Genomic DNA, 23,485 nt, shown 5'->3' with positions numbered 1-23,485 from the left:
CTATGCCCGCCCGTGTGCCTGACGGCTACGACGGCTGAGGGAGTCGATCGTGACAGCGATCAGCAGGACGCCGGCGGTCACCATGTAGCGGACGCTGGAGTCGAGGCTGAGCAGTGCCAGGCCGTTGGAGATCGACATGATCACCAGCGCGCCAAGCAGTGCGGAGTACGCCGAACCGCGGCCGCCGAAGAGGCTGGTGCCACCGATCACAGCGGCGGCGATCGCGTTCAGGTTGGTGTCGGCGCCACCGCTGCTCTGGTTCACCGCGACGAGCCGGCCGGCGGCCAGCAGACCACCAACGGCGGCGAAGGTGGAGCAGGCCGCGAAGACGGACAGGTAGATCATCCGGACGTTGATACCGGCCCGGCGGGCGGCCTCGACGTTGCCGCCGACGGCGACCACCGAGCGGCCCCAGCGGGTCCGCCGGATGGCGAAGTCGGTGGCGACCACCAGCGCGACGAACAGCAGGAACATCGACGACACCCCGCGGTCACCGTTCAGCACGGCGACCGGGACGAACAGCACCACCGCGAGCGCGCCGGCCTTCAGGCCGATCATCGAGGTCGGTGCGGCCGACAGACCGGCCGACAGACGCTGGGCCCGGCCGCGGAGCCGGCTGAGGGTGTAGAGGGCGACCATCACGACGACCAGGCCGTAGGCGATCGCGGGGGACAGGAAGCTCTGGGTCGCGAACTTGACGATCGCGGAGTCGAACGGAAGGTTCAGCGAACCCTCCTTGCCCAGCACCAGGAGTTGCAGACCGAGGAAGCCGAGCAGACCGGCCAGCGTGATGACGAAGCTCGGTACCCCGAACCGGGTATAGAGCGCGCCGTAGAACAACCCGATCACCAGCCCGAGCACGATGCCGGCCAGCAGCGAGACGACCAGCGGCCAGCCCTCGTTCACGAAGGTGACGCCGAGCACCGCCGCGGACAGGCCGCTGACGGAGCCGACCGACAGGTCGATCTCGCCCAGCAGCAGGACGAGAACGATGCCGATGGCAATGACCCCGACCGAGGTGGTCTGCAGGGTCAGGTTGACCAGGTTGCGGCTGGACAGGAAGGAGCTGTTGGCGATCTGGAAGACCGCCCAGATGATGATCAGGCCGATCACCACCGGGACCGAGCCCAGGTCACCGGAGCGGAGCCGGGAGGTGAAGGCGGAGATCGCGCCGCTGACGCCGTGGCTGGCGATCAGCCGCTCGTCCTGCAGGTCGGCGGGCAGCGCGGCGGGATCGAGCGCCTCCGGCACGGTGTCCTGCACCTTGGCCTGCGATCCGTCGACCGGGGTGCTCATGATGCGGAACCTTCCTGCTGGGTCCGGCGCGCCGCGCGCTCGGAGACTGCGTTGTCCGTGGCGCCGGTGATCGCGGCGATGATGTCCTGGGTCTTGGTCTCGTTGACCGTGAAGACGCCGTTGTTCCGGCCCAGGCGCAGTACGGCGACCCGGTCGGCGACGGCCATCACGTCGGCCATGTTGTGGCTGATCAGGATCACCGCGAGGCCCCGCTCGCGGAGCCGCTCGACCAGGTTGAGTACTTCGGCGGTCTGGGCCACACCCAGGGCGGCGGTCGGCTCGTCGAGCATGACGACCTTCGGCTGGCCGAGCAGGCTGCGCGCGATCGCGACGGTCTGGCGCTGACCACCGGACAGGCTGGCGACCGGGATCCGGACGCTGGGGATCTTGGCGGACAGCTGCCGGAGCAGCTCCCAGGAGGACCGCTCCATCTCGACCTCGTCCATCACCCCGCCCTTGCGCAGTTCGCGGCCGAGGTACAGGTTCGCGACCACGTCGAGGTTGTCGCACAGGGCCAGGTCCTGGAAGACGGTGGCGATGCCGAGGTGCTGTGCCTCGGCCGGGCTGCCGACCCGTACCTCCCGCCCGTCGAACACCATCGAGCCGTCGTCGGCGGTGTAGACACCGGCGATGGTCTTGACCAGCGTCGACTTGCCCGCGCCGTTGTCGCCGACCAGGGCGAGCACTTCACCGGCGCGGACGTCCAGCTCGATGTTCTTCAGAGCCTGGACGGCGCCGAAGCGCTTGGAGACGCCCCGCATCGCCAGCACGGTGCCGGCGGCCGTGACGGGGGTGGGTGTGACAGTCATCGATCAGCCTCCTGAGGGCTTGCTATCCGGCCTCGGTCCGGGTGGGCACGCGGTGCCCACCCGGACTTCGGCGCTACAAGGTGTCCGGCCCGGGGGCGGACCGATTTCCGTGAGGCCGGGTTACTTGAGGCCGGCGGCTGCGCAGGCGGCCGCGAATGACGCGGTGCAGATGTCCGACACCTTGTAGATACCGTCCTTGACCACAGTGTCGTTGATGTTGGCCTTGGTGACGGCGACCGGATCGAGAATCGTCGACGGAACACCGGACTTGTCGGTGGTCGACTCGGGCTTGCCACCGTTCACCAGCGCGACCGCGCCCTTGGCGGCGGCCTCGGCCTGCGGCTTGACGGCCTTGTAGATCGTCATCGCCTGGTCGCCGGAGACGATCCGCTGGATCGCGGCGAGCTCGGAGTCCTGACCGGTGACCGGCGGGAGCGGCTTCACGCCACCACCCTTGAGGGCGGCGATGGCGCCACCGGCGGTGCCGTCGTTGGCGGCGTACACGCCGACCAGGCCGGCCTTGATCGCGCTCAGCTGGCCTTCCATCCAGGCCTGGGCCTTGTCCGGGCTCCAGTCGGGAGTGTCGAACTCGGCCGCGATCTTGAAGCCGGAGCCGTCGAGCACGCTGTGCGCGCCCTTCTTGAAGTCGGCCGCGTTCGGGTCGGTCGGCGAGCCGTTGATCATCGCGATGTTGCCGGAGGTCTTGCCGGCCGCCTTCAGGTTGTCGACCAGGGTCTGGGCCTGCAGCTTGCCGACGGCCTCGTTCTCGAACGAGACGTAGTAGTTCGCGCCCTCGATGAACCGGTCGTAGGCGATCACGGGCACGTTCTGGGCCTTGGCGGAGGCGACGACCGCGGCGGCGGCCTTGCCGTCGACCGGGTCGAGCACGAGCACCTTGGCGCCCTGGGTCAACGCGGCCTCAGCCTGCTGCTGCTGCTTCGCGGCGTCCTGGTCGGCGTTGCTGTAGATCAGCTCGCAGTTCGCACACGCGGTCTTGAGGGCCTCGGTGAACAGCGGCCGGTCGAGCGACTCGTAGCGGGTCGTCTTCGACTCGGGGAGCAGCAGGGCGACCTTGCCACCGGCGTTGCCCCCGGCGGTGTCGGACGGCTTGTCGTCCGACCCACAGGCCACCAGTGAGAGGGCAAGGGCCGAGACGGCGACGCCGAGGCCGACAAGACGGGTTGGTGAGACGGACATAGAGCGACTCCTTGACGTGAGGGCCCGAGTAGGCCTGAGCAGAGTCAAAAGCAGAACGCGCTTGACGTCAAGGCTTGAATTCAAGAAATAGACATATCGTTGTTACACGGTTGTCTCCAGCGACCGGGCCGTCCGCGCGTGGCTCAGCACGGAGGCCAACTGAATGGCACCGAGCACATCCGCATCGTCACCGAGTTCAGCCGGCCGTAACTCGACGGTCGCGGCGGCGCTCGGGATCGCGCACCGGTCCAGGGCCTCGCGCAAGGGGAGCATGATCAGGTCGCCCGCCTCGGCCATCTTTCCGCCGACCACGATCACCTCGGGGTTGAACAGGTTCACCAGACCCGCCACCGCGACCCCGACCCGGCGGCCGGCGTCCTCGATCACCCTTCTGCAGCCGAGATCACCGGCCAGGGCCCGGGTGACGATGTCTCGGAGTCTGAGCGCTCCGTGCGAGGCCTGCAGTGAACTGAGCAGCGCGCGCGAGCCGACGAAGGTGTCGAGGCAGCCACGGTTGCCGCACCGGCAGATGGGGCCGTTCTCGTCGATGGTGAGGTGGCCGATCTCGCCCGCGGTACCGGCTGAGCCGCGGAAGATCTCGCCGCCCAGCACGATGCCGGCGCCCACGCCGTACGAGAACTTGATGTAGCAGCCGTGCTGGACGCCGCGCAGTGCGCCTTCGCGGAGCTCGCCCAGGGCGGCCAGGTTGGCGGTGTTGTCGAGGGCGACGGGGGAGCGGAGGTGGCCGGCCATCGCCTCGGCGACGTTGACGCCGCGCCAGCCGGGCAGGACCGCGTCGGAACCTGCTTCGCCGCTGACGGAGTCGACCGGGGCGGGTAGGCCGAAGCCGATCGCGGCGATGTCCTCGACGCCCGCGCCGACCGTCTCGCACAGGTCGGCGAGCAGCCGGGCGGCGCGTTCCATCCCGTCGTCGGCGATGTGGTCGGCCTGCAGTGGCATCAACTGCTGGGCGAGGATCTCGCGACTCTCGGAGGCGATCGCGACCCGGACGTCCCGCTCGCCGAACGCGACCCCGGCCAGCAGGCCACCGCCGGAAGCCAGCGACACCAGTACTGCGCGGCGGCCGTTGCGGATGCTGCGGGAGAGGCCGACCATGCCGGCCTGGTCGAGTTCCTTGACCATGTTCGACACCGTCGCGGCGGACAATCCGGAGGCCGCGGCGATCTCGACCTGCGTCAGCGGACCGTGCTGCCGGACAACCCCCAGGACGCGCTCGCGGTTGGCTTCGCGGAGCGAAGCCTGCGAGCCAGGCGCTGGACGGGTTGCGTTCATTACATAAAGATAACGGATTGCGGGGCCTTCGCTCCCGAACCGCCGGTACCGATCGTGCCGCAGGTCCTCATATGTCCTCACCGTCACGCGTAGTGCTGCCCATCCCCATGCCCGAAAGGACACTAATGCACCCCGGCCCAGACCCCACCTCAACCACGCGATGAGAGCGTGCCCAACTGGCACCCGCCACCCAGAACCCCAACCAGCCGATACCGGCCAGCCCTTGCCTCGTCGCGGTGCAACAGGTGCGTCGGTCCGGACGGCGCTGTCCCCGGATGACGCAGGGCCCGTTTCGGGCCGCGATGCCGGATCGGCAGGGTCGACTAGCGCCTTATCGGGCGGCTGGCGCCATGTAGCGCGCTAGTGGTCCGATAGAGGGCTAGCGGTCGGGTGGCGGGCTGGTACTGCTGTGTGGCTGGCTAGCGGTGGCACAGCTGGCTAGCCAGCTGTGGTCAGGTGGTGAAGGCGAGGGCTAGGAGGGTTAGGGGGAAGGCCAGTTCGACGGTGGCGCCGAGGGTGTCGCCGGTGATGCCCCCGAGGGATTTGCGGGTCCGGCGGGTGGTGGCGAAGGTGAGGAGGACGGCGATCAAGACTGCCGCGACCGAGCCGAGCACGGTGACCTCCAGCGTGGGGATGCCTGGCGACTGGGTGAGCCGGCCGCTAGAGCCTTCGATGACCGCGCCGAGCGGTCCGTTGCTGAAGGTTTCTGTCCCTCGAATGGTGGGGTAGCTGTGGCTGTACGTCGGGGGGCCGCCCTCGATCGCGACCCAGCCGTGGATGACGGCGCGGGACGTTAGCCAGCCGAGTACTGCGGCGATGGTGGCGCTTGCGAGGGTGAGCAAGCCGGCGGCGTACGGGCGGACTGTGCCGGCGACCATGGCGCCGAGGCCGTCGGGTCTGGCGGAGGGGATTGATGTGCGGCAGGACCAGGGGAGGGTGAGGCGGCTGGCGATGCCGGCGATCAGCATCGCCTGCCAGCCGAAGCCGTTCTGGATGCAGGCGTGGAGGGCGGCGACGTCGATCAGCAGGACGGCCGCGATCGACACCACGCCGAACGGGCCGATGTCGCTCTGCTTCATGATCCGGAGTTTTGTCTCGCGGTCCCGCCGGCTCCCGAACCCGTCGGCGGTGTCCGCGAGCCCGTCCAGGTGCAACGCGCCGGACAAGATCACGATCACCACGATCCCCAGTACCGCTGACAGCAACGGCGCCTCGGGCTTCAGCCGGTCGGCGCCGGCGACCACCGCAGCGGAGATCCCACCCAGCACCAGCCCGACCAGCGGCGCCAGTACCATCGCCCGCCCGGCGACAGTACGGTCGACCGTTCGCGGAGCCTGCACTGGAAGAACCGACAGGGTACCGAAAGCCAGTCGCAACCCGTCACCCACGGAACCCTCCGCGCAACCGGCTCGCCAAGCGTCCCTCGCCCAAGAGCCCCACCGGGGTGCCTTCGCCCGAGATGTCTTCCGCTGGGTGACTCATAAGGCGATGGTCCGGCCGGCGACGCACCACAGGACGGAGTCCGAGGATTGTGAGACGGCCGCATTCACGCGTCCCATCAGATCGCGGAAGAGCCGTGTCCCCGCGTCGGCCGGGACCACGCCCGACCCCACTTCGTTGCTGACGGCAACCACCAGCCGTGTCGTGGCGGCCCAGGCCGCGGCCAGTTCGCCGATCCGCTTCTCGACGGCCGCGGCGCGGCTGAGGTCGTCCCACACCGCGCAGTCGTCCATCGTCCGCGCCAACCAGAGCGTCAAGCAGTCGATCAGCAGCGGCGGCCCCGGCGACTCGAGCAGCGGGACGAGGTCGATCGTCTCCACCAATCCCCAGCTCGTCGGCCGCCGTGCCCGGTGCAGCGCGATCCGCTCCGCCCACTCCGGATCAGCAGAGCCGTCACCACCAGTCGCGACGTAGACGGTGTCGGGCTTGTCACCCATCAGCCGCTCGGCGGCCGTCGACTTCCCCGAGCGCGCCCCACCGAGGATCAAGGTGCGCTGCGCGGAGCCCGGCGCGGTCCACGACAACTCCTCGCCGTCGGGCGTCCGTACGTCGTACCGCAGCCCGCGGGCGGTCCGGGAGCTCTTCACCTCATACCCGGCGACCGTGACGTTGCCGTCGGCCCCGAGGCGCAGAACGCCGTCCACCACAGCACCGTCGGACCCGGTGACCAGTTCAGCCATTGGGCAACCGTACTTCAGCGGTCGAAGACCACCGGCACGTCGAACGCGGCCTTCCTCGCGGTCCGCCGGAAGGCGTTGAGGATCGGGCGGCCGAGGAGCAGCACCAGTACTGCGCACAGCACGCCGCGCGGGATGTCCCAGCCCAGCGAAGTGGCCACCACGAACAGCCCGTAGCGATGCAGGTTCTCCGCCAGCGAGACGCCCGGGATGAACGAGAAGTCGCTGCCGAAGGTCGCGTACGGCCAGAACCAGAGGTTCATCACCAGCCCGTAGAGCACCCCGGACACCATCGAGTACGCCGCCAGCAACAGCAGCTCCAGCCGGCCGCCCACCCGGGGCAGCAGTCCAGCAAGGCACCCCACCCACGCGCAGGCGAACATCTGGAACGGCATCCACGGCCCGACCCCTCCACTGACCAGCGCACCGGCCAGCAACGACACCGCCCCCAGCACGAACCCGAACCCGGCTCCGAAGGCCCGACCCGCCAGGATCAACAGGAAGAACCCAGGCTCAAGCCCTGCGGTACCAGGCCCGAGTGCGCGCAACGCAGCACCCACTGCGGCCAGCATGCCGAGCAGCGAGATCACCTTGGCGTCGATCCCGTCCTCGGACAGCTCAGCCAGTACTACGGCCACCAGGAGCGGCAGCAGCAGTACGAAGAGCCAGGGCGCGTCAGTGGTGTGCCCGATGGCTGACTCGCCGACCTGAGGCGTAGACCAGAGCAGGGGCCAGCTGAAGGCGAGGATGCCAACAGCAGAAGCCAGGACGAGGGTCGCCGTACTGCGGGGCCTGAGCCGGACCAGTCTCACGAGGCCCGTTCCAGCGCGGTGGCGACTTCGCCGACGGTCAGGAACGGCAGCGGCGCCAGGATCTTCGCCACCTGAGGAGCGAACGCCGGGGAGCCCGCGATGACGGTCGCTGTCTCGCCGTCACTCACCAGTTCGCCCTCCGCCAGCACCAGTACGCGCGTGGCGACCTCAGCCACCATCTCCACGTCGTGGGTGGACAGCACGACCGCATGGCCCGCCTGCGCCAGCTCCCGCAGGATCTCGACCAGCCGACGCTTCGCCCCGTAGTCCAGCCCGCGTGTGGGTTCGTCCAGCAACAACAGGGGAGGAGCACCGCACAGTACGACCGACAGAGCCAAGCAGAGCCGCTGTCCCTCCGACAGGTCCCGCGGATGCATCTGGTCATCAAGGCCAGGTGCAAGGCGATCCAGCAAGGCCCGGCAACTGCCAGGCGCCACCCGGAAGTCGCTGTCGGCTCCGGCGCACTCGTCAGCCACAGTGGCGGCGTACAGGAGGTCTGCCGGCTCCTGGGGGACTAGTCCGACCGACTTCACCAACTGAGAAGGCCTGGTACGCCGTGGGTCGGCGCCGGCTGCCGTTGCGCTGCCAGAGCGAGGCTGTACGAGTCCGACGAGCGCGTTGAGCAGCGTGGACTTGCCAGCGCCGTTTCTGCCCATCAGTGCGACCACCTCGCCGGACCTGATGCTCAGTGAGACTCCACGGAGCGCAGGGGTGTTGCCGTAGGCCACCACGAGGTCCTTGCACTGCGCGAGCTCACGCCCCTCGACAGCGACAGGCCTCGGCGGCGCCAAATCAGTCAGACGAGTCCGCAGAGCCACTGCAGCCCTGCGAGCATCCCGCACCGACAGTGGCAGCGGCGACCAGCCCGCAAGGCGGCCTAGCTCAACGACGGGCGGCGCAACCGGAGCAGTGACCATCTGGTCGACCGGCAACCCAGTAGACACAGCAGCAGAGCCTCCCGGTACTTCGATCACCCGGTCGGCGTATTGGATGACACGCTCAAGCCGGTGCTCAGCCATCACCACAGTGACGCCGAGGTCGTGCACTAGTCGCTGCAGCGCGGCCAAGACCTCTTCAGCTGCTTGCGGGTCCAACGCCGACGTCGGCTCGTCCAGCACGAGCACTGCCGGGTGGGACGTGAGCGCAGACCCGATTGCCGTCCGCTGCCGCTGCCCGCCGGACAGAGAGGTCAACGCCCGATCCCGTACGTCGGCCAGCCCCAGCAGGTCGAGCGTCTCCTCGACCCGGCGGCGCATCATGTCCGGTGGGACCCCGAGCGACTCCATGCTGTAGGCGAGCTCGTCCTCGACCGTGTCGGTGACGAACCCGGACATCGGGTCCTGCCCGACGATGCCGACCACGTCTGCCAGGTCGCGCGGCCGGTACTCGCGGGTGTCCCGGCCGTTCACGAGCACCCGCCCGGCCAGCGTGCCGCCGGTGAAGTGCGGTACGAGCCCGTTGATGGTCCGCAGCAGAGTGGACTTGCCGGAACCGGTCCGGCCGATCACGAGTGCCAGTTCGCCTTCGGGGATGCTGAAGCTCACGTCGCGCAGTGCCGGTTCGGTGGCGCCGTCGTAGGTGACCGTCACGCGGTCGAACTCGATCATGCCGGCACCAGCTCACGTCGACGGGTCAGTGGCGGTGCGGCGACAGCAGGCGCGAGCCCGAGCAGCAAGCCGATCACTGGCAACACCGGCACGGGCGGCACGACCAGAGGTCCCGCTAGAACAAGGCCCTCCACGTGACGAGCCGCGGCGATGATCATCACCGCAGCGGCCAATGCGCCGGAGGCAGTCACGAGCCACTCGGGCAGGGCCCACGGATCCGGCCGGTAGCGAGTGCGAGTCACCCGTCGGTGCCCGATGGCCATGGCGCCGACCGCAAGCAGCAAGCCGACCGCCAGTGCTCCGGCGGCGACAGGGAAAGCCATGGCGTCAGTGAGCAGGGAGTAGACGCCTAGGGCGATCCCGAGCAGCCCGAGGAGCACTGAGCCACCTGTGATCCGCCGCTGCCGTCGGGGGATGTGCGCAGTACGGCCGTAGCCGCGGGAGTCCATTGCGGCAGCCAGTTCGACCGACCTGTCCAGGGCGCCTTCCAGCACGGGCATCGCCGTAGTACGGAAGGAACCGCGGGTGCGGCCGCGTAGGCGCCGGGCGGCCCGGATGCGGCGACCGTCGGTGACCAGTTGGGGCGCGAAGGTCAGTGCGACCACGCAGGCCACGCCCATCTCGTACAGGGCACCCGGTAGCGACTTGAGCAGCCTGCGCGGGCTGGCCAGGGCATTGGCCGCGCCGATGCAACACAGCATCACCGCGAGCTGGCCCCCGTCGTACAGGGCGGTCAGGACAGCTTCGGCGGTGACCTCGCCGCCGAGCTTCACGCCGTTCGCCCAGTCGGGCAGCGGGAGCTGCGGCAGGGTGAACAGGACGACGTTGCCTTGCGAGCGGGTCGACAACAGCGCCTGCAGGACCACGCGGACGGCGATGACGACCAGCCCGAGCTTGAGGAAGGCGACGTAGCTGTTGGCCCAGGGAGCATCACTGCGGCGCGCTGCGACCACGAAGCCGGCGATGACGAGGATGAGGATCAGCAGAACGGGGTTGCGAGTCCTGCTGGCAGCTACTGCGAGGCCTAGTGCCCAAAGCCACCAGGCCCCGGGATGCAGTGCCCGGGGGAGCGTCAGGTGATGTACAGCGCGCACCTAACTGCTCTGCTGACCAGAGCGCCGCCAGCTGAGTACCAGCCCGCCAGTAGCCAGTACGGCCACTGCGATCGCGGCGATGATGATGCCGGCCCACGGCGTATCGCTGTCGTTCTGTGAGGTCGGGGCCTGGCTGGAGTTCGTCGGCACGGGCGCAGGGGTCGGTGTGGCGGCCGAGCCGACCGCGGGGCCGATCTCCAGCTTCACCTGCTCGTCCGTGGCCGGCACCTTGATGTCCTTGACCGGGTCACCGCAGCCGGTCGCCGGGTAGCCGCCGATTCCACAGGCGAGGCCCTTCTCGATCCGGACGGGCTTCACTGCCGCCAGGATCTTCGCGCCGGTCGCCTTGAGGTCCGTGACGACACAGGTGCCGGTCGCCGGGGGAGGAGCCTCGCCCGTCGCCGAGTCGGCCGGAGTGCCGGGGTCGATCACCAGTGCGACGCGCTTCTTGCCGGCCTCGGCGGGAGTGGCTCCACAGATGGTGTTGAAGTCGCCTGCGGCCCGAGGTACCCGGGGCTTGGTGCCGCCCACTGCGTACCGCCAGCCCTCCACGGAGCCGTCAGCGGGCACTACCGCCTCGGAGCCCTTCTGCGCGAAGGCCCACTGGCCGCCGGAGTAGTGGTAGTAGCCCCAGAAGCGGTACCCGTCCTCGGCCTGCGCGGTGGTGGCGGCTGTTCCCGCCAGGAGGAGGCCGGCCAGCAGGGTGAGGACCAGTCGTGCGGTCCGCTTAGCAGTCATATCGCCGAAGCCTATCGCCCAGCATGCGGACACAGCGGAGCCCGTACTGCGAAACGCGGCGGGTGACGCCTTCGCAGTACGGGCTCAGCGCAGTACGGGCTCTGGTTGCTACTCGGCAGCCGACAGGCTCATCGGGCCGTAGACCTCGCGGTCGTCCTCAAGGAGGTAGACCTGCGCGACACCCTTCTCGGCCAGCTCCCGCCAGATCTCGCCCAGCCAGCTCTCCGCGTCGCCCTGGGCGGAGAACTCCGCACCCGTCAGGTCACCCGGATCGGCGGCCTCGCCGGCAGCGGTCTCGAACCGCCACGTCCAGCTCATGAGCCCGGCCTGCTCTGCGGCGAGTTCTGCACGGTCTTGGCCGGATCGCGCTCGACGATGCCGCCGAGAATCTCGTCGATCTGCTTCATCAGCGCGTCCTCGAGCTTCACTCCGGCCGCCTTGACGTTCTCGGTGACCTGCTCGGGCCGGGAGGCGCCGGTGATCGCCGAGGAGACGTTCGGGTTCTGCAGCACCCAGGCGATCGCGAGCTGGGACAGCGAGAGCCCGGCCTCGTCCGCGATCGGCTTGAGCTCCTGCACCCGGGTCAGGACGTCGTCGTTGAGGTACCGGCCGATGAAGTTCGCGCCGCCCTTCTCGTCCGTCGCCCGCGACCCGGCCGGCGGCTGCTCGCCCGGCTTGTACTTGCCCGTCAGCACGCCCTGCGCGATCGGCGAGAACACCACCTGACCGATGCCGAGCTCCTCCGACGCCGGCACCACCTCGGCCTCGATCACCCGCCAGAGCATGCTGTACTGCGGCTGGTTGGAGACCAGCGGGATGTGCAGCTCGCGGGCCAGCCGGTGGCCCTCCTGGAGCTGCTCCGCGGTCCACTCCGACGTCCCGATGTAGAGCGCCTTGCCGGCCCGGACGACATCGGCGAAAGCCTCCATCGTCTCTTCCAGCGGCGTCTCCGTGTCGTACCGGTGTGCCTGGTAGACGTCGACGTAGTCCGTCTTCAGCCGCTTCAGAGACGCGTTGATCGACTCGTGGATGTGCTTGCGGGACAGTCCCGTGTCGTTCGGGCCACCCGGCCCGGTCGGCCAGTAGACCTTGGTGAAGATCTCCAGCGACTCGCGCCGCTGGCCCTCCAAGGCCTCACCGAGCACGACCTCCGCCTTGGTGTTGGCATACGTGTCGGCCGTGTCGAACGTCGTGATCCCGGCTTCCAGAGCCGCCTTCACACAGGCCCTGGCCTGCTCGTTCTCCACCTGCGACCCGTGCGTGAGCCAGTTCCCGTAGGAGATCTCGCTGACCTTCAATCCACTGTTTCCGAGATACCGAAAGTCCATACCCCGACCCTACTGCGAGAAACTCTGAGGCGCGGTGTCGATCCGTGCGGGTCAACCTCGTATAAGGGGTAACCGTTCGACAAGACGAAGGAGTGAGCGACATGACGCAGTACCTGCTCGGAGTGCAGATGGTGGACGGCGAGTCGGCCGAGAGCGCGCCCGGTGCCGTCGAGGCGGTGAACCAGGACATGGTGGCTCAGGGCGTCTGGGTCTTCGGTGGCGGACTGGAGCCGCGTTCGACCGCGTCGGTGGTGCGCGCCCACAAGGGCAACGACGTACTGGTCACCGACGGCCCGTTCGTGGAGAGCAAGGAGTACATGGCCGGCTTCTGGGTGATCGAGGCCCAGGACGTGGAGGCCGCCCAGTCGTGGGCCGCCCGAGCCAGCAAGGCCTGCGGGCGGCCCATCGAAGTCACTCCCTTCGACGCCTGATCACTCGCCAAACAGCAGCGGGGCGGTACGGGGCTCGGTGACGTGGCGGAAATAGACCGGGTCGGCGAAGCTGGCGGGCACCTTGCCGAGTCCCTGGATGACGGTGGCGGTGCCGTTCGCGTGGCCGACGGCGTACAGGTAGCCGGACTTGGTGTCCTTGTCGATGCCGAGCAGCAAAGTGCCGTACTGGCCGCACTTCTCGGCGATCAGCGCCTCGAAGCCCTGCCAGGTGGAGGTGCGCACCTTCTTCACGATCGGCTTCAACGGCGAGGTCAGAGGCAGCCGGATGGTGTAGAGCGCTCCGCCACGCGTGGTGGCCAGGAAGGTGTCGTACGTCGCGGTCTGGCTGATCAGCGCCATCGTCTTGACCGCGGCGAACCCACCTGCGGACCGTGGGTTGGTCCAGAACCCGCCCTTGGCGTCCCACCGGGTGAGCGTGCCGTCTCCGCGAAGCGAGTAGTGGTTGATCAAGGCCCAAGGGTCCGGATCCTTCGGGTAGCTCGTCTCGAGGAAAGTGATGTCACTCCAGCCGCCACCGATCCGGAGGTTGTGGTGCTGCGACGGGTCGACCTCGCCGTCGTCCTTGACGATGTAGAAGCTGCTGTAGAGCCCCGAGCCGATCACCGCGTGGCCGTAGTACCCGCGGCCTGGACTGGGGGTGACGGGTTCGTTGGCGATCAAACTGCTCAACCGGGGCTGACCGTCGAGGTAGATGTTGGGGTAGCGGCTCTTCTCCAGCACCGTCGATGGCGAGCCGGCGGTAATCACCCTGGCCGTGTGATCGCCACCGGCGGTCACCGACCCCGCGACCATCACGCAGGCAGCAGTAGCGCTTGTCTGCGCTGAGGCGTCCGCACCCGAGGCGTCCGCGGCGCCGGGAGCAATCGTAGAAACCAGCAACACGGCAAAAGCCGCCCGCCCCGCTGTACTCAGTCGACCGGACATGGCCAGCCTCTCGGTTCCGCAGTACGAAGTAGTGCTTCTGCCTACCTCGATACCACGGAGCACCGGAAAGTTGTGGCACGCCGCCACTCGCTTTGCCGGAGCGCCGACGGTACTGCGAATGTCCCGCCGCTTTGGCTGCAGACGATGGGGTTAGCCCCGCTTGGCGGGGTTCGCCCCCTGGTAGACCAATGGGCGAACCGCCGTTGGAGGGGTTAACCCCGCGGATGATGGGTTGACCCCAGCCAGGTACCCACCTTCCCTGGCGCCGGGTCTCGCGCGTCAGCGCCAGCTGCCACCGGCGATGCAGCCGGCGCAGCGCAGCGGAGACGGCGTCGCGGGCCCGGGCTGACCCCGCAGACCACAGTTCCGGGCGTGCTGGCGCGCACCACCAGCTTTCGCTAAGCCGCGACGGAGGAGCGGCGCCCAAGCTCCCTAGGCCGGCTTCTCACCTCGCGCGACCATGGGCTTCGGGAGGCGCCAGCGGCGCATCTGCATGGTCCGGCGGACGGCGTAGAAGCCGATGCCCTTGGCCGGCTCGTTCGGGAACTTGGTGGCTACCGCGCGCTTCAGGCTGCTCGTCAGCAGGAACCAGTCACCCGCGATCGCCACGATCATCACCAGGAAGAGGATGTTGACCAGCCCGGGCAGCCAGGTGAAGGCGGCGGAGAAGACCACGCCGAGCAGTGAGATCACCAGCAGCACCGGCAGCGCGAACTCCATCACCGACCAGCGGGCGTCGACGAAGTCGCGGGCGAAGCGCCGGATCGGCCCCTTGTCGGCCGCGGGGAGGTACCGGTCGTCGCCGGTCTTCATCGCGTCCTGCATCTTGGCGCGCTCGATCCGGACCTTCTCCCGCCGGTACGCTGACGCCTCCTTGCGGTTGCGCGGCTTCTTCAGCGCGGCCTTGCGAGCCGCCTCGGCCTCCCGCCTGGTCGGGGTCGGGCGTCCCTTGCCACCGACCTTCGGCTGGGGGTCCGTGGAGCCGGTTTGGGGCGATGTCTCAGACTTGGTACGACGGAACACGGGGACTGAACCTCATTCGGGAACGGCGGCGCCGGTCTCGGGGTGGTCCCCGGACCTTTGCACCACTTTATCCGGGCCGGTCCCGATGGTGTGGTGACCCGCAGGGACATAGGGTGGTTGACACGCACGCCGGGTCCACTCTCCGGCACAGAAGGGGTACGGATATCGATGAGCATCTTCAGGCGGATGTCGACGATCTTCAAGGCCAAGGCCAATACGGCTTTGGACAAGGCCGAAGATCCTCGCGAAACCCTTGACTACTCGTATCAGAAGCAGCTCGAACTGCTGCAGAAGGTACGCCGTGGCGTGGCTGATGTGGCCACCAGCCGGAAGCGGGTCGAGTTGCAGGCCTCGCAGCTGCAGTCGCAGTCGCAGAAGCTGCAGGATCAGGCCCAGAAGGCGCTCTCGATGGGCCGCGAGGACCTCGCCCGCGAGGCCCTGACCCGCAAGTCCGGGCTGCAGGGCCAGATCGACGACCTGACCACCCAGCACGCCCAGCTGCAGGGCGAGGAGGAGAAGCTCACCCTCGCGTCGCAGCGGCTGCAGGCCAAGGTCGAGTCCTTCCGCACCAAGAAGGAGACGATCAAGGCCACCTACACGGCCGCCGAGGCGCAGACCCGGATCAACGAGGCCTTCTCCGGCATCTCCGAGGAGATGAGCGACGTCGGTCTCGCGGTCCAGCGCGCGGAGGACAAGACCCAGCAGATGCAGGCCCGGGCCGGCGCGATCGACGAGCTGCTCGCCTCCGGCGCGCTCGACGACGCCTCTGGTACGGCGAAGGACAGCATCACGCTCGAGCTCGAGCGGATGTCGACCGGTTCGGACGTGGAGTCCGAGCTGGCGGCGATGAAGGCGCAGCTGGCTCCGGCCGAGGCGCCCAAGCAGATCGCCCAGGACACCCCCGGCGCGGCCCAGCCGCAGCAACCGGCTCAGCAGCCCGTGCAGCAGCCGGCCCGACCGCAGGATGGAGACGCGTGATGATCGTGCGGATCATGGGCGAAGGTCAGTACCAGCTGGCCGACGAGAAGCTCGACCAGCTGAACGCGGTCGACACCGAGCTGGAGAAGGCTGTCTCGGCCGGTGACGAGGAAGCCTTCCGTACTGCGTTCGCCGCGCTGCTGGACTTCGTTCGCAGTGGCGGCAAGGTCCCGGACGAGGTCTTGCACGACTCGGACGCGATCCTACCGCCGGGTGACAGCACGCTCGCCGAGATGCGCGAGCTGATCAGCGGAGACGGCCTGATCGCAGGCTGATTCACTCCCACTTCGTGATCCGCGGGGCCGTTCAGACGGTCCCGCGGTACTGCGAGGTGGGCGTCCCGACGGCCGGGGAAATCCTCTGCCGGGTAAGGGAAAACCCTCGGCCGGAGTACCGGAAGAACCCCGTGCGTAACGCTTCCCAACACTCCGTAGTTACTACTGTCGGACCGCCTTTGGGCGTAGTACCCTCGGTGAACTGCCGTCGACGGGACGGTGTACTTCACGGCGTTACGCGACCGGGTCCACTGGAGATTGTGACAGAGTGTGACTCAAGCCGCTGCCGGTTCACCGGGGGGTGACTAAGGGTGACGGATCATGCCGTCATGGGGGAAGCCGCGTCTGAAACAGACGCGACCGTTTCTGCAGGCCTGTCGTCGACAGGCCTGACTTCTGCGACCTTGCAGACGAGTGTCGTGCCAGCCGAGTACTTCGATCGCCGGCGACCGGTCTGGGTGGTTCCGGACTCGGTGCCGGCGATCGTGCCGCGGTCGGCGCGACTCACCGAGCCGCAATGGGTGGCGGTCTACCGCTGGGCCGCGCTGGGTGGTGATCTGCTCGCGGCCGTCATCGGGGTCTCGATCGCGCTGCTGACCAGGTTTGGGTACCAGGTCGGCGGCGCCTACCTGGTCTTCGGCAGTTTGTTGCCGTTGGCATGGGTCGCCGCGGTGGCGATGTCGAAGGGTTACGAGCCACGCTTCTTCGGCGCCGGGCCGGACGAGTTCCGCTCGATCCTGCGCTCGGGCGCCGGGCTGACCGCGGTCGTCGCGATCGTGTCGTACGCGACGAAGAGTGAGATCGCGCGCGGGTTCGTCGTACTGGCGATCCCTGCCACTGTCCTGCTGGCCTTGCTGCTCAGGTACGGCCTGCGCCGTGACCTGAGCCGGCACCGGTACCGCGGCCGCTGCATGCGCCGCGTACTCGTTGTCGGCCGCAACGGCCAAGCTGCGACGCTGAGTGAGCACCTGGAGAAGCGTCCCTCGGACGGTTTCCGCGTGGTCGCCACCTGCCGCCCACGCGGCGACGGCAGGCCGCACCGCGAGCACGAAGCGCTGCTGCTCGGCCCGGACGAGCTGGACGAGGCCGACATCATGGCCGCCGTCGACCGGCACGCCGTGGACGTCGTGGCGGTCGCGTCCGACCCTGACCTCGCCGGTCAGTCGCTGCGGCGGCTGTCCTGGGCGCTGGAGCAGCGGGGCGTCGAGCTGATCGTGTCGCCGGGCATCATCGAGGTCGCGGGTCCGCGGATCTCGGTCCGTCCGGTGGCCGGCCTGTCGCTGCTGCACCTGGAGCGCCCGTCGGTCAGCGGCGGCCCGCACCTGCTGAAGGGCGTGTTCGATCGGGTCCTCGCGCTGGTCCTGGTCGCCCTGCTGTCGCCGCTGCTGCTCGGCCTCGCGGTCGCGGTGCGGTTGAGCAGCAAGGGACCGGTGCTGTTCAAGCAGCGCCGGGTCGGCCGCTCGGGCGAAGAGTTCTCGATGCTGAAGTTCCGCAGCATGTACGTCGACGCCGAGCAGCGCCTCGGCGACCTGCACGCACTCAGCGACGGCAACAGCGTGCTGTTCAAGATGCGCGACGATCCGCGCGTCACCAGCCTCGGCCGGGTGCTGCGCCGGTTCTCGATGGACGAGCTGCCGCAGCTGATCAACGTACTGCGGGGCGAGATGTCGCTGGTCGGCCCGCGCCCGCCGCTGCCACAGGAAGTCGCTCTGTACGCCGCCGACGACACCCGCCGGATGCTGGTCAAGCCCGGACTCACGGGTCTGTGGCAGGTCAGTGGCCGCAGCGACCTGTCCTGGGAAGAGTCGGTCGTGCTCGACCTGCGCTACGTCGACAACTGGTCGATGACGCTTGACCTGCTGATCCTGTGGAAGACGGCCCGCGCCGTGATCCGCGGATCGGGTGCCTACTGATGGGGGAGAGAGTGGACAGCCGGCTCGACCGGAACGCACGCGTCTACGTCGCGGGACACCGCGGCCTGGTCGGATCGGCGATCTGGCGCAAGCTGGCGGCCGAGGGCTTCACCGACCTGATCGGCGCGACCTCGAAGGAGCTCGATCTCCGCGATCGCGACCGCACCTTCGCCTTCTTCGCCGAGCACCGCCCCCAGGTGGTGATCGACGCGGCAGCGCGGGTCGGCGGGATCCTGGCCAACCGGGATCATCCGACCGAGTTCCTCAGCGACAACCTGCGGATCCAGGTCAACCTGATGGACGCGGCGCTCGACGTACGGGTGCCGCGGTTGCTGTTCCTCGGGTCGTCCTGCATCTACCCGAAGTTCGCCGAGCAGCCGATCAAGGAGTCGAGCCTGCTCACGGGTGAGCTGGAGCCGACCAACGACGCGTACGCGATCGCCAAGATCGCCGGCATCATGCAGGTCCAGGCGGTCCGCCGCCAGCACGGGCTGCGCTGGATCTCGGCGATGCCCACCAATCTGTACGGGCCGAACGACAACTTCGACCTGACCAGCTCGCATGTGATGCCGGCCCTCATCCGCCGGTTCCACGACGCGAAGGAGAGCAACGCCGACGAGGTGGTCCTGTGGGGGACTGGAACCCCACGGCGAGAGTTCCTGCACGTCGACGACCTCGCCGACGCGAGCCTGCACCTGCTGGAGCAGTACGACGAGCCGGGGCCGATCAACGTCGGCGTCGGCGCCGATGTGACGATCCGTGAGCTCGCCGGGATCATCGCGAAGGCGGTCGGCTACACCGGTGCCATCGGCACCGACCCGTCGAAGCCGGACGGGACACCGCGCAAGCTGCTCGACATGAGCAAGCTGAGCGCCCTGGGCTGGAAGCCCGGTATCGACCTCGAGGAAGGCGTCGCCAGCGTGTACGCCTGGTACCTCGACAACGTGAGGAGAGACCGATGACCGCGACTGCCGGCGGCCATTCACCGGAGCACGCAGTAGGTGGTCCGGAATCGGGCGCTGCGAAGAAGGCTCTGATCACCGGAATCACCGGCCAGGACGGTTCGTACCTGGCCGAGTTGCTGCTCAGCAAGGGGTATGAGGTGCACGGCCTGATCCGCCGGGCCAGCACCTTCAACACGCACCGGATCGACCACCTCTACACGGATCCGCACGAGCAGGACAAGCGCCTGTTCCTGCACTACGGCGACCTGACCGACGGCTCGCGCCTGGTCACCCTGCTCGCCTCGATCCAGCCCGACGAGGTCTACCACCTGGCCGCGCAGAGCCATGTCCGGGTCAGCTTCGACGAGCCGGAGTACACCGGTGACACCACCGGGATGGGCACCACCAGGCTGCTCGAGGCGATCCGGATGATCGGGCTGAACTGTCGTTTCTACCAGGCGAGCAGTTCGGAGATGTTCGGCGCGACACCGCCGCCGCAGAACGAGGAGACCCCGTTCTACCCGCGCTCGCCGTACGGCGCCGCCAAGCTGTACGGGTACTGGATGACCCGCAACTACCGCGAGGCGTACGACATGTTCGCGGTGAACGGGATCCTGTTCAACCACGAGAGCCCGCGCCGTGGCGAGACGTTCGTGACCCGCAAGATCACCCGGGCCGTCGCGCGGATCAAGCTCGGCCAGGAGAAGCGGCTCTACCTGGGCAACCTGGAGGCCAGCCGCGACTGGGGCTACGCACCGGAGTACGTCGAGGGCATGTGGCGGATGCTGCAGCACGACAAGCCGAGCGACTACGTGGTCGCCACCGGTACGTCGTACTCGGTCCGCGACTTCGTCTCGATGGCCTTCGAGCATGCTGGGATGGACTGGAACGACTTCGTCGACTACGACTCGCGGTACGAGCGCCCGACCGAGGTCGACTCGCTGATCGGCGACGCGTCGAAGGCGCACGCCGAGCTGGGCTGGAAGGCCCAGGTGCACGTGCCGGAGCTCGTCCGCATCATGGTGGACGCCGATCTCGCCGCCCTGACCCGCGAGGAATGACCGATGACCGCTGAGACGACCGAGGACCGCGTCGACGTACTGGGGATCCATGTCAGCGTCACCCACATGGATCACACCGTCGACACGTTCGCCCGCTGGATCGAGGACGGCGAGCGGCACCTGGTCTGCGTCTCGGACATGAACGCACTGCTGCACGCTCGCGCCGACGACCAGCTCACCGAGGTGTACAACACGTCCGGCATGACGCTGCCGGACGGGATGCCGCTGGTCTGGGCGGGTAAGAGGGCCGGCTTCGAGCAGATGGACCGCGTCTGCGGCCCGGACCTGGTCGAGCGGGTGATGGCGGAGGCCGAGGAGCGCGGCTGGACGCAGTACTTCTACGGCGGGGCCGACGGTGTTGCCGAGAAGCTGCGCGACACCTTCACCGCGAGGCACCCGGGGCTGAAGGTGGCGGGGGTCTACTCGCCGCCGTACCGGGCGCTGACCGAGGCAGAGGACGCCGAGATCGTGGACCGGCTGAACGAGGCGAACCCGGACATCATCTGGGTCGGCCTCGGCGCGCCGAAGCAGGAGCGCTGGATGGCCGGGCACCGCGACCGGCTCGATGCCGCGATCCTGATCGGCGTCGGCGCGGCGTTCGACTTCCACACCGGCCGGGTCGACCGCGCGCCGAAGTGGATGCAGCGGTCCGGCCTCGAGTGGAGCTACCGGATCTACAAGGAACCGCGTCGGCTCTGGCGTCGCTATGTGCTGGGGATCCCGCGGTTCGCGGTGGGAATTCTTCGTCAGCCGCCGAGGCCGGTCGCTTGAAGATCCTGTCTTGAAATTGTCGAGGCTGGCAGGTCCGGCCGGCCGGGCGGGCTGGGGGCTTGCCGACCAAGCGCTGTCCAGCCTGAGCAATCTGGCGGTCGGCGTGTTCGTCGCGCGCAGCAGCAGCGTGGCGGACTTCGGCATCTACGCACTCGCCTTCGGCGGTTACACGATCGCCCTGAACGTCTCCCGGGCCGTCGCCACAGAACCCTTGTCCGTAAGGCATTCCGGCGACCGCAGCCCAGCCTGGGAGCGAGCCGTCCGGGCCAGTACTGCGACCGCGCTGTTCGCAGGCCTGATGGGGATGGTGGTCGGTCTCGCGATCGCGTTGTTCCCCGGCGTACCGTCCAAGGGCGTACTGATCGCCTTCGCGGTCACCCTGCCGGGGTTGTTGCTGCAGGACGCCTGGCGCTGGGCCTTCTTCGTCGTGGGCGAGGGGCAGAAAGCCTTCCTCAACGATCTGATCTGGCTGATCGCGATGGGGGCGATCTTCGCCGGGCTCTACCTGACCGGCTCGGCCACAGCCTTCTCGCTGACGCTGGGCTGGGGTCTAGGTGCGGTGATAGCCGCTGTAGCGGGGCGGTTCCAGGCAGGCGTCATGCCGCGTCGCCAGCTGATCCGGGAGTGGCTGATCAGCCACCGGGACCTCACTCCGAAGTACGTCGGGGAGATGCTGGCCGTGAGCGGCACCATCCAGGTCTACATGGTGGGGATCACTGTGGCCGCCGGGTTGGCCGCCACGGCCGGTATCCGCGGTGCGCAGGTCCTGCTGGGTCCTGTGAACGTGCTGAACCAGGGGATTCGCATGATCGCAGTACCGGAGGCTGCGCGGGCCCTGAAGCACTCCTACCGGCGCTTGTGGCTAGTAGGCCTGGCGATCTCGCTAGGAGTGGGCACAGGCGCTCTCGCGTGGGGTGCTGTCTTCCTACTGCTCCCTGAGGTCGTGGGGGAGCAGCTGCTCGGTCCTGGCGTGTGGGCTCAAGCCAGGACCGTGCTGGTGCCCGTCATCCTGCTGCAGGCGCTAGGAGCGTCCAATGCGGGCGCCTTCGCCATCCTGCGCGCACTCACAGCCGCTACCAGAGGACTGCGGGTCCGCTTGATCTCCTCGATCATCCTGATCGTCACGGGTGTCGGAGGAGCCTTCCTGGCCGGCCCCAAGGGTGCTGCTTGGGGCCTGGCCATCGCTTCGTTCTGCACTCTGCTGCTGTGGTGGCACGAAGCCCATCGCGCCATCGCAGCCCACCGACTCAGCGCACAGTGACGGTGGCGAATCCACCTCGCACTGTGTTGTTCCCGTCGTAGACCTCGATCCGGTACTGCTGCGATGTCCCCGACGGGGCAGTGGTGTCGGTCAGTGTCACCGTCGGGCGGCTCCAGAAGGTCGAGTTCGCCGTAGTGGTGGCCACTACCGTGTTGGTTCCGCCGCGGAGCAGCCGGTAGGTCAGGGTGATGTCGTCGTTGTCCAGCGAGGTCTGCACGGTCGCCCGCACCTGGCCGGTCGTAGTACTGGACAGTGTCGGCAGCGCCGGCCCCAGCGGCTTAGCGCCAGCACCCAGGTTCGTGAAGCGGGTCAGGCCCTGCTGGTTGGCACCGCTGACCTTGGTGAAGTCGCCACCAACCCACAGGTCGGCACCGCCGGTTGCTGAGACGAGCGGGCCCACCTCGGTCGGCGGACCTGCGTTGGTGTTCGGGAACCAGGGACCGAGGTTGCCGTTGGCCGGGTTCTGCAGCAGCAGGAAGTGGGCTCCGGTGCCGTCAGGGAAGGCGCCCGGGCAGCTGTGGGCGTGTGAACCCTTGAAGAGCCAGCCGTTCACCATGGTGACCGTCTCGGTGGCGCCCAGGCAGTTGTTCTTCCAGACCAGGTTGCCGGTGGCAATGTTCGCCGCCCAGGTGCCGTCGAAGCAGCCGCCACCGTCGCCGGCGTTGGCGAAGTACACGACGCCGCCGCTGGTCTCGATGTCCTTGACCCGTGAGGTGCACCGGCTGTTCGGCAGTGGGACCGCGGATGCGGCCGCGAACGGCAGCAACGCGCCGGTGGAGTTGTTCACGCTCGCCACGGCCCAGCGGCTGGTGCCGCCGATCTTGGCGAAGGTGCCGCCCAGGTAGACCTTGGAGTTGTCGTCGGCCGCGTCGATCGCGTAGACATCCGCATCGGCGTTCGGGTTCCATGGCAGCAGGCTGCCGTCGACCGTACTGATCGCCGCCGCGCGGTTGCGGGCGACGTTGTTGACCAGGCCGAACGAGCCGCCGAAGTACAGGCTGTTGCCGCCGACTGCGAGCGTCTTGACCCGGTAGGAGACGCTCGGCTTGATGTTCGGCAGCAGTGCTCCGGTGGTCGCGTCGAAGGCGGCGATCCGGTTGCGAACCTGGCCGTCGACGCGGGTGAAGTCGCCACCGATGTAGATCTTGGAGCCGTCGGGCGAGGCGACGATCGACCAGACCACGTTGTTCAGCGTGTGGTTGAAGCCGGTGTCGAGGGCGCCGGTGCTCTGGTTGAAGGCCGCCAGGTAGGTCCGGACGGTCAGGCTGGTCCCGGGCGCGGCACCCGGCGGGCGAACCCTGGTGAATCGGCCGCCGACGAATGCTTTGCCCTTGGTCACCGCCAGACCGAGCACACTCGCGTCGGTCTGCCAGGCCGAGTTCGCCACGGCCGTCAGCGAGGCCCCCGTGCCGGGCGCCGGGAGCGCGGGCACGACGGCAAGCGCGAGACCGGCCACCCCTAGTGCAGCTGTCATCCTTCGTATTCTCATTTGTTCCCCCCTAGGAACGCTGTTTTCAGTTATAGCCCTGTTT

At 68.4% G+C, this 23,485-nt stretch carries 23 protein-coding genes; 8 read left to right on the top strand and 15 right to left on the bottom strand.

Going from position 1 to position 23,485, the window contains the following annotated elements:
- The 12 genes from A3ES_RS0114855 to A3ES_RS0114800 form a co-directional block, all read right to left on the bottom strand.
- Positions 1–1,296 (bottom strand): sugar ABC transporter permease, encoded by a 1,296-nt coding sequence (locus tag A3ES_RS0114855; protein ID WP_020387623.1) that lies wholly within the window; start codon positions 1,294–1,296, stop codon positions 1–3.
- Entirely contained in the window at positions 1,293–2,105 is an 813-nt protein-coding gene (locus tag A3ES_RS0114850; RefSeq protein ID WP_020387622.1) for an ATP-binding cassette domain-containing protein, read from the bottom strand. Before A3ES_RS0114850 ends, A3ES_RS0114855 begins: the two co-directional genes overlap by 4 nt.
- 120 nt (positions 2,106–2,225) lie before the next feature.
- Complete coding sequence (locus tag A3ES_RS0114845) at positions 2,226–3,302, bottom strand: substrate-binding domain-containing protein (RefSeq protein WP_020387621.1); 1,077 nt, start codon at positions 3,300–3,302, stop codon at positions 2,226–2,228.
- A gap of 102 nt (positions 3,303–3,404) precedes the next feature.
- Positions 3,405–4,595 carry an ROK family transcriptional regulator gene (locus A3ES_RS0114840; protein ID WP_020387620.1) on the bottom strand — a complete coding sequence of 397 codons (1,191 nt, stop codon included), beginning with the start codon at positions 4,593–4,595 and terminating at the stop codon, positions 3,405–3,407.
- 452 nt (positions 4,596–5,047) lie between these two features.
- Positions 5,048–5,935, bottom strand: a complete 888-nt coding sequence (locus A3ES_RS0114835) for an adenosylcobinamide-GDP ribazoletransferase (protein ID WP_237744961.1) — start codon at positions 5,933–5,935, stop codon at positions 5,048–5,050.
- A 138-nt stretch (positions 5,936–6,073) separates the two neighbouring features.
- Entirely contained in the window at positions 6,074–6,775 is a 702-nt protein-coding gene (locus A3ES_RS47210; protein WP_020387618.1) for a bifunctional adenosylcobinamide kinase/adenosylcobinamide-phosphate guanylyltransferase, read from the bottom strand.
- 14 nt (positions 6,776–6,789) lie between these two features.
- Positions 6,790–7,584: an ECF transporter S component gene (locus A3ES_RS0114825; protein ID WP_020387617.1), complete on the bottom strand. Its 795-nt coding sequence runs from the start codon at positions 7,582–7,584 to the stop codon at positions 6,790–6,792.
- The gene (locus A3ES_RS0114820; RefSeq protein ID WP_020387616.1) at positions 7,581–9,191 is read right to left on the bottom strand and encodes an ABC transporter ATP-binding protein; all 1,611 of its coding nucleotides are present in this window, start codon (positions 9,189–9,191) and stop codon (positions 7,581–7,583) included. Before A3ES_RS0114820 ends, A3ES_RS0114825 begins: the two co-directional genes overlap by 4 nt.
- Positions 9,188–10,285, bottom strand: a complete 1,098-nt coding sequence (locus tag A3ES_RS0114815; protein ID WP_020387615.1) for an energy-coupling factor transporter transmembrane component T — start codon at positions 10,283–10,285, stop codon at positions 9,188–9,190. Before A3ES_RS0114815 ends, A3ES_RS0114820 begins: the two co-directional genes overlap by 4 nt.
- Complete coding sequence (locus A3ES_RS0114810; RefSeq protein WP_020387614.1) at positions 10,286–11,023, bottom strand: SCO2322 family protein; 738 nt, start codon at positions 11,021–11,023, stop codon at positions 10,286–10,288. It lies immediately after the preceding gene.
- 108 nt (positions 11,024–11,131) lie between these two features.
- Entirely contained in the window at positions 11,132–11,341 is a 210-nt protein-coding gene (locus A3ES_RS0114805) for a hypothetical protein (protein ID WP_020387613.1), read from the bottom strand.
- Positions 11,338–12,351 (bottom strand): aldo/keto reductase family protein, encoded by a 1,014-nt coding sequence (locus A3ES_RS0114800; protein WP_026162877.1) that lies wholly within the window; start codon positions 12,349–12,351, stop codon positions 11,338–11,340. Before A3ES_RS0114800 ends, A3ES_RS0114805 begins: the two co-directional genes overlap by 4 nt.
- Positions 12,352–12,452: 101 nt before the next feature.
- Here A3ES_RS0114800 and A3ES_RS0114795 point away from each other — a divergent pair, with 101 nt between their 5' ends.
- Positions 12,453–12,782, top strand: coding sequence for a YciI family protein (locus tag A3ES_RS0114795; RefSeq protein WP_020387611.1), 330 nt, complete (start codon positions 12,453–12,455; stop codon positions 12,780–12,782).
- On the opposite strand, the gene A3ES_RS0114790 is transcribed toward A3ES_RS0114795, so the two are convergent.
- On the bottom strand, positions 12,783–13,685 hold the full coding sequence (locus tag A3ES_RS0114790; RefSeq protein ID WP_157630520.1) for a hypothetical protein: 903 nt from the start codon (positions 13,683–13,685) through the stop codon (positions 12,783–12,785).
- Between the two features lie 474 nt (positions 13,686–14,159).
- Entirely contained in the window at positions 14,160–14,750 is a 591-nt protein-coding gene (locus tag A3ES_RS0114785) for a DUF3043 domain-containing protein (RefSeq protein WP_020387609.1), read from the bottom strand.
- A gap of 168 nt (positions 14,751–14,918) precedes the next feature.
- Between A3ES_RS0114785 and A3ES_RS0114780 the strand changes: the two genes are divergently transcribed.
- The 7 genes from A3ES_RS0114780 (at position 14,919) to A3ES_RS0114750 (ending at position 21,953) form a co-directional block, all read left to right on the top strand.
- Positions 14,919–15,728: a PspA/IM30 family protein gene (locus tag A3ES_RS0114780; protein ID WP_020387608.1), complete on the top strand. Its 810-nt coding sequence runs from the start codon at positions 14,919–14,921 to the stop codon at positions 15,726–15,728.
- Positions 15,728–16,003 carry a PspA-associated protein PspAA gene (gene pspAA, locus A3ES_RS0114775; protein WP_020387607.1) on the top strand — a complete coding sequence of 92 codons (276 nt, stop codon included), beginning with the start codon at positions 15,728–15,730 and terminating at the stop codon, positions 16,001–16,003. The genes A3ES_RS0114780 and pspAA overlap by 1 nt, the downstream gene beginning before the upstream one ends.
- 329 nt (positions 16,004–16,332) lie before the next feature.
- Positions 16,333–17,916: a sugar transferase gene (locus A3ES_RS0114770; RefSeq protein ID WP_020387606.1), complete on the top strand. Its 1,584-nt coding sequence runs from the start codon at positions 16,333–16,335 to the stop codon at positions 17,914–17,916.
- Positions 17,916–18,878, top strand: a complete 963-nt coding sequence (locus tag A3ES_RS0114765) for a GDP-L-fucose synthase family protein (protein WP_040454737.1) — start codon at positions 17,916–17,918, stop codon at positions 18,876–18,878. The genes A3ES_RS0114770 and A3ES_RS0114765 overlap by 1 nt, the downstream gene beginning before the upstream one ends.
- Positions 18,875–19,921, top strand: a complete 1,047-nt coding sequence (gmd, locus tag A3ES_RS47205; RefSeq protein WP_020387604.1) for a GDP-mannose 4,6-dehydratase — start codon at positions 18,875–18,877, stop codon at positions 19,919–19,921. Before A3ES_RS0114765 ends, gmd begins: the two co-directional genes overlap by 4 nt.
- Before the next feature lie 3 nt (positions 19,922–19,924).
- A complete protein-coding gene (locus tag A3ES_RS0114755; protein WP_020387603.1) occupies positions 19,925–20,692 on the top strand; it encodes a WecB/TagA/CpsF family glycosyltransferase in 768 nt (255 codons plus the stop codon).
- 10 nt (positions 20,693–20,702) lie between these two features.
- Positions 20,703–21,953: an MATE family efflux transporter gene (locus A3ES_RS0114750; protein ID WP_040454736.1), complete on the top strand. Its 1,251-nt coding sequence runs from the start codon at positions 20,703–20,705 to the stop codon at positions 21,951–21,953.
- Here the strand turns inward: A3ES_RS0114750 and A3ES_RS0114745 are convergent.
- Positions 21,940–23,427 (bottom strand): PQQ-binding-like beta-propeller repeat protein, encoded by a 1,488-nt coding sequence (locus A3ES_RS0114745; RefSeq protein ID WP_040454735.1) that lies wholly within the window; start codon positions 23,425–23,427, stop codon positions 21,940–21,942. The genes A3ES_RS0114750 and A3ES_RS0114745 overlap by 14 nt on opposite strands.
- Between the last annotated feature and the right edge of the window lie 58 nt (positions 23,428–23,485).

Source organism: Kribbella catacumbae DSM 19601, assembly GCF_000372465.1.
In the GTDB taxonomy this organism is placed as follows: domain Bacteria; phylum Actinomycetota; class Actinomycetes; order Propionibacteriales; family Kribbellaceae; genus Kribbella; species Kribbella catacumbae.
This window is presented reverse-complemented; position numbering and strand designations above follow the sequence as displayed.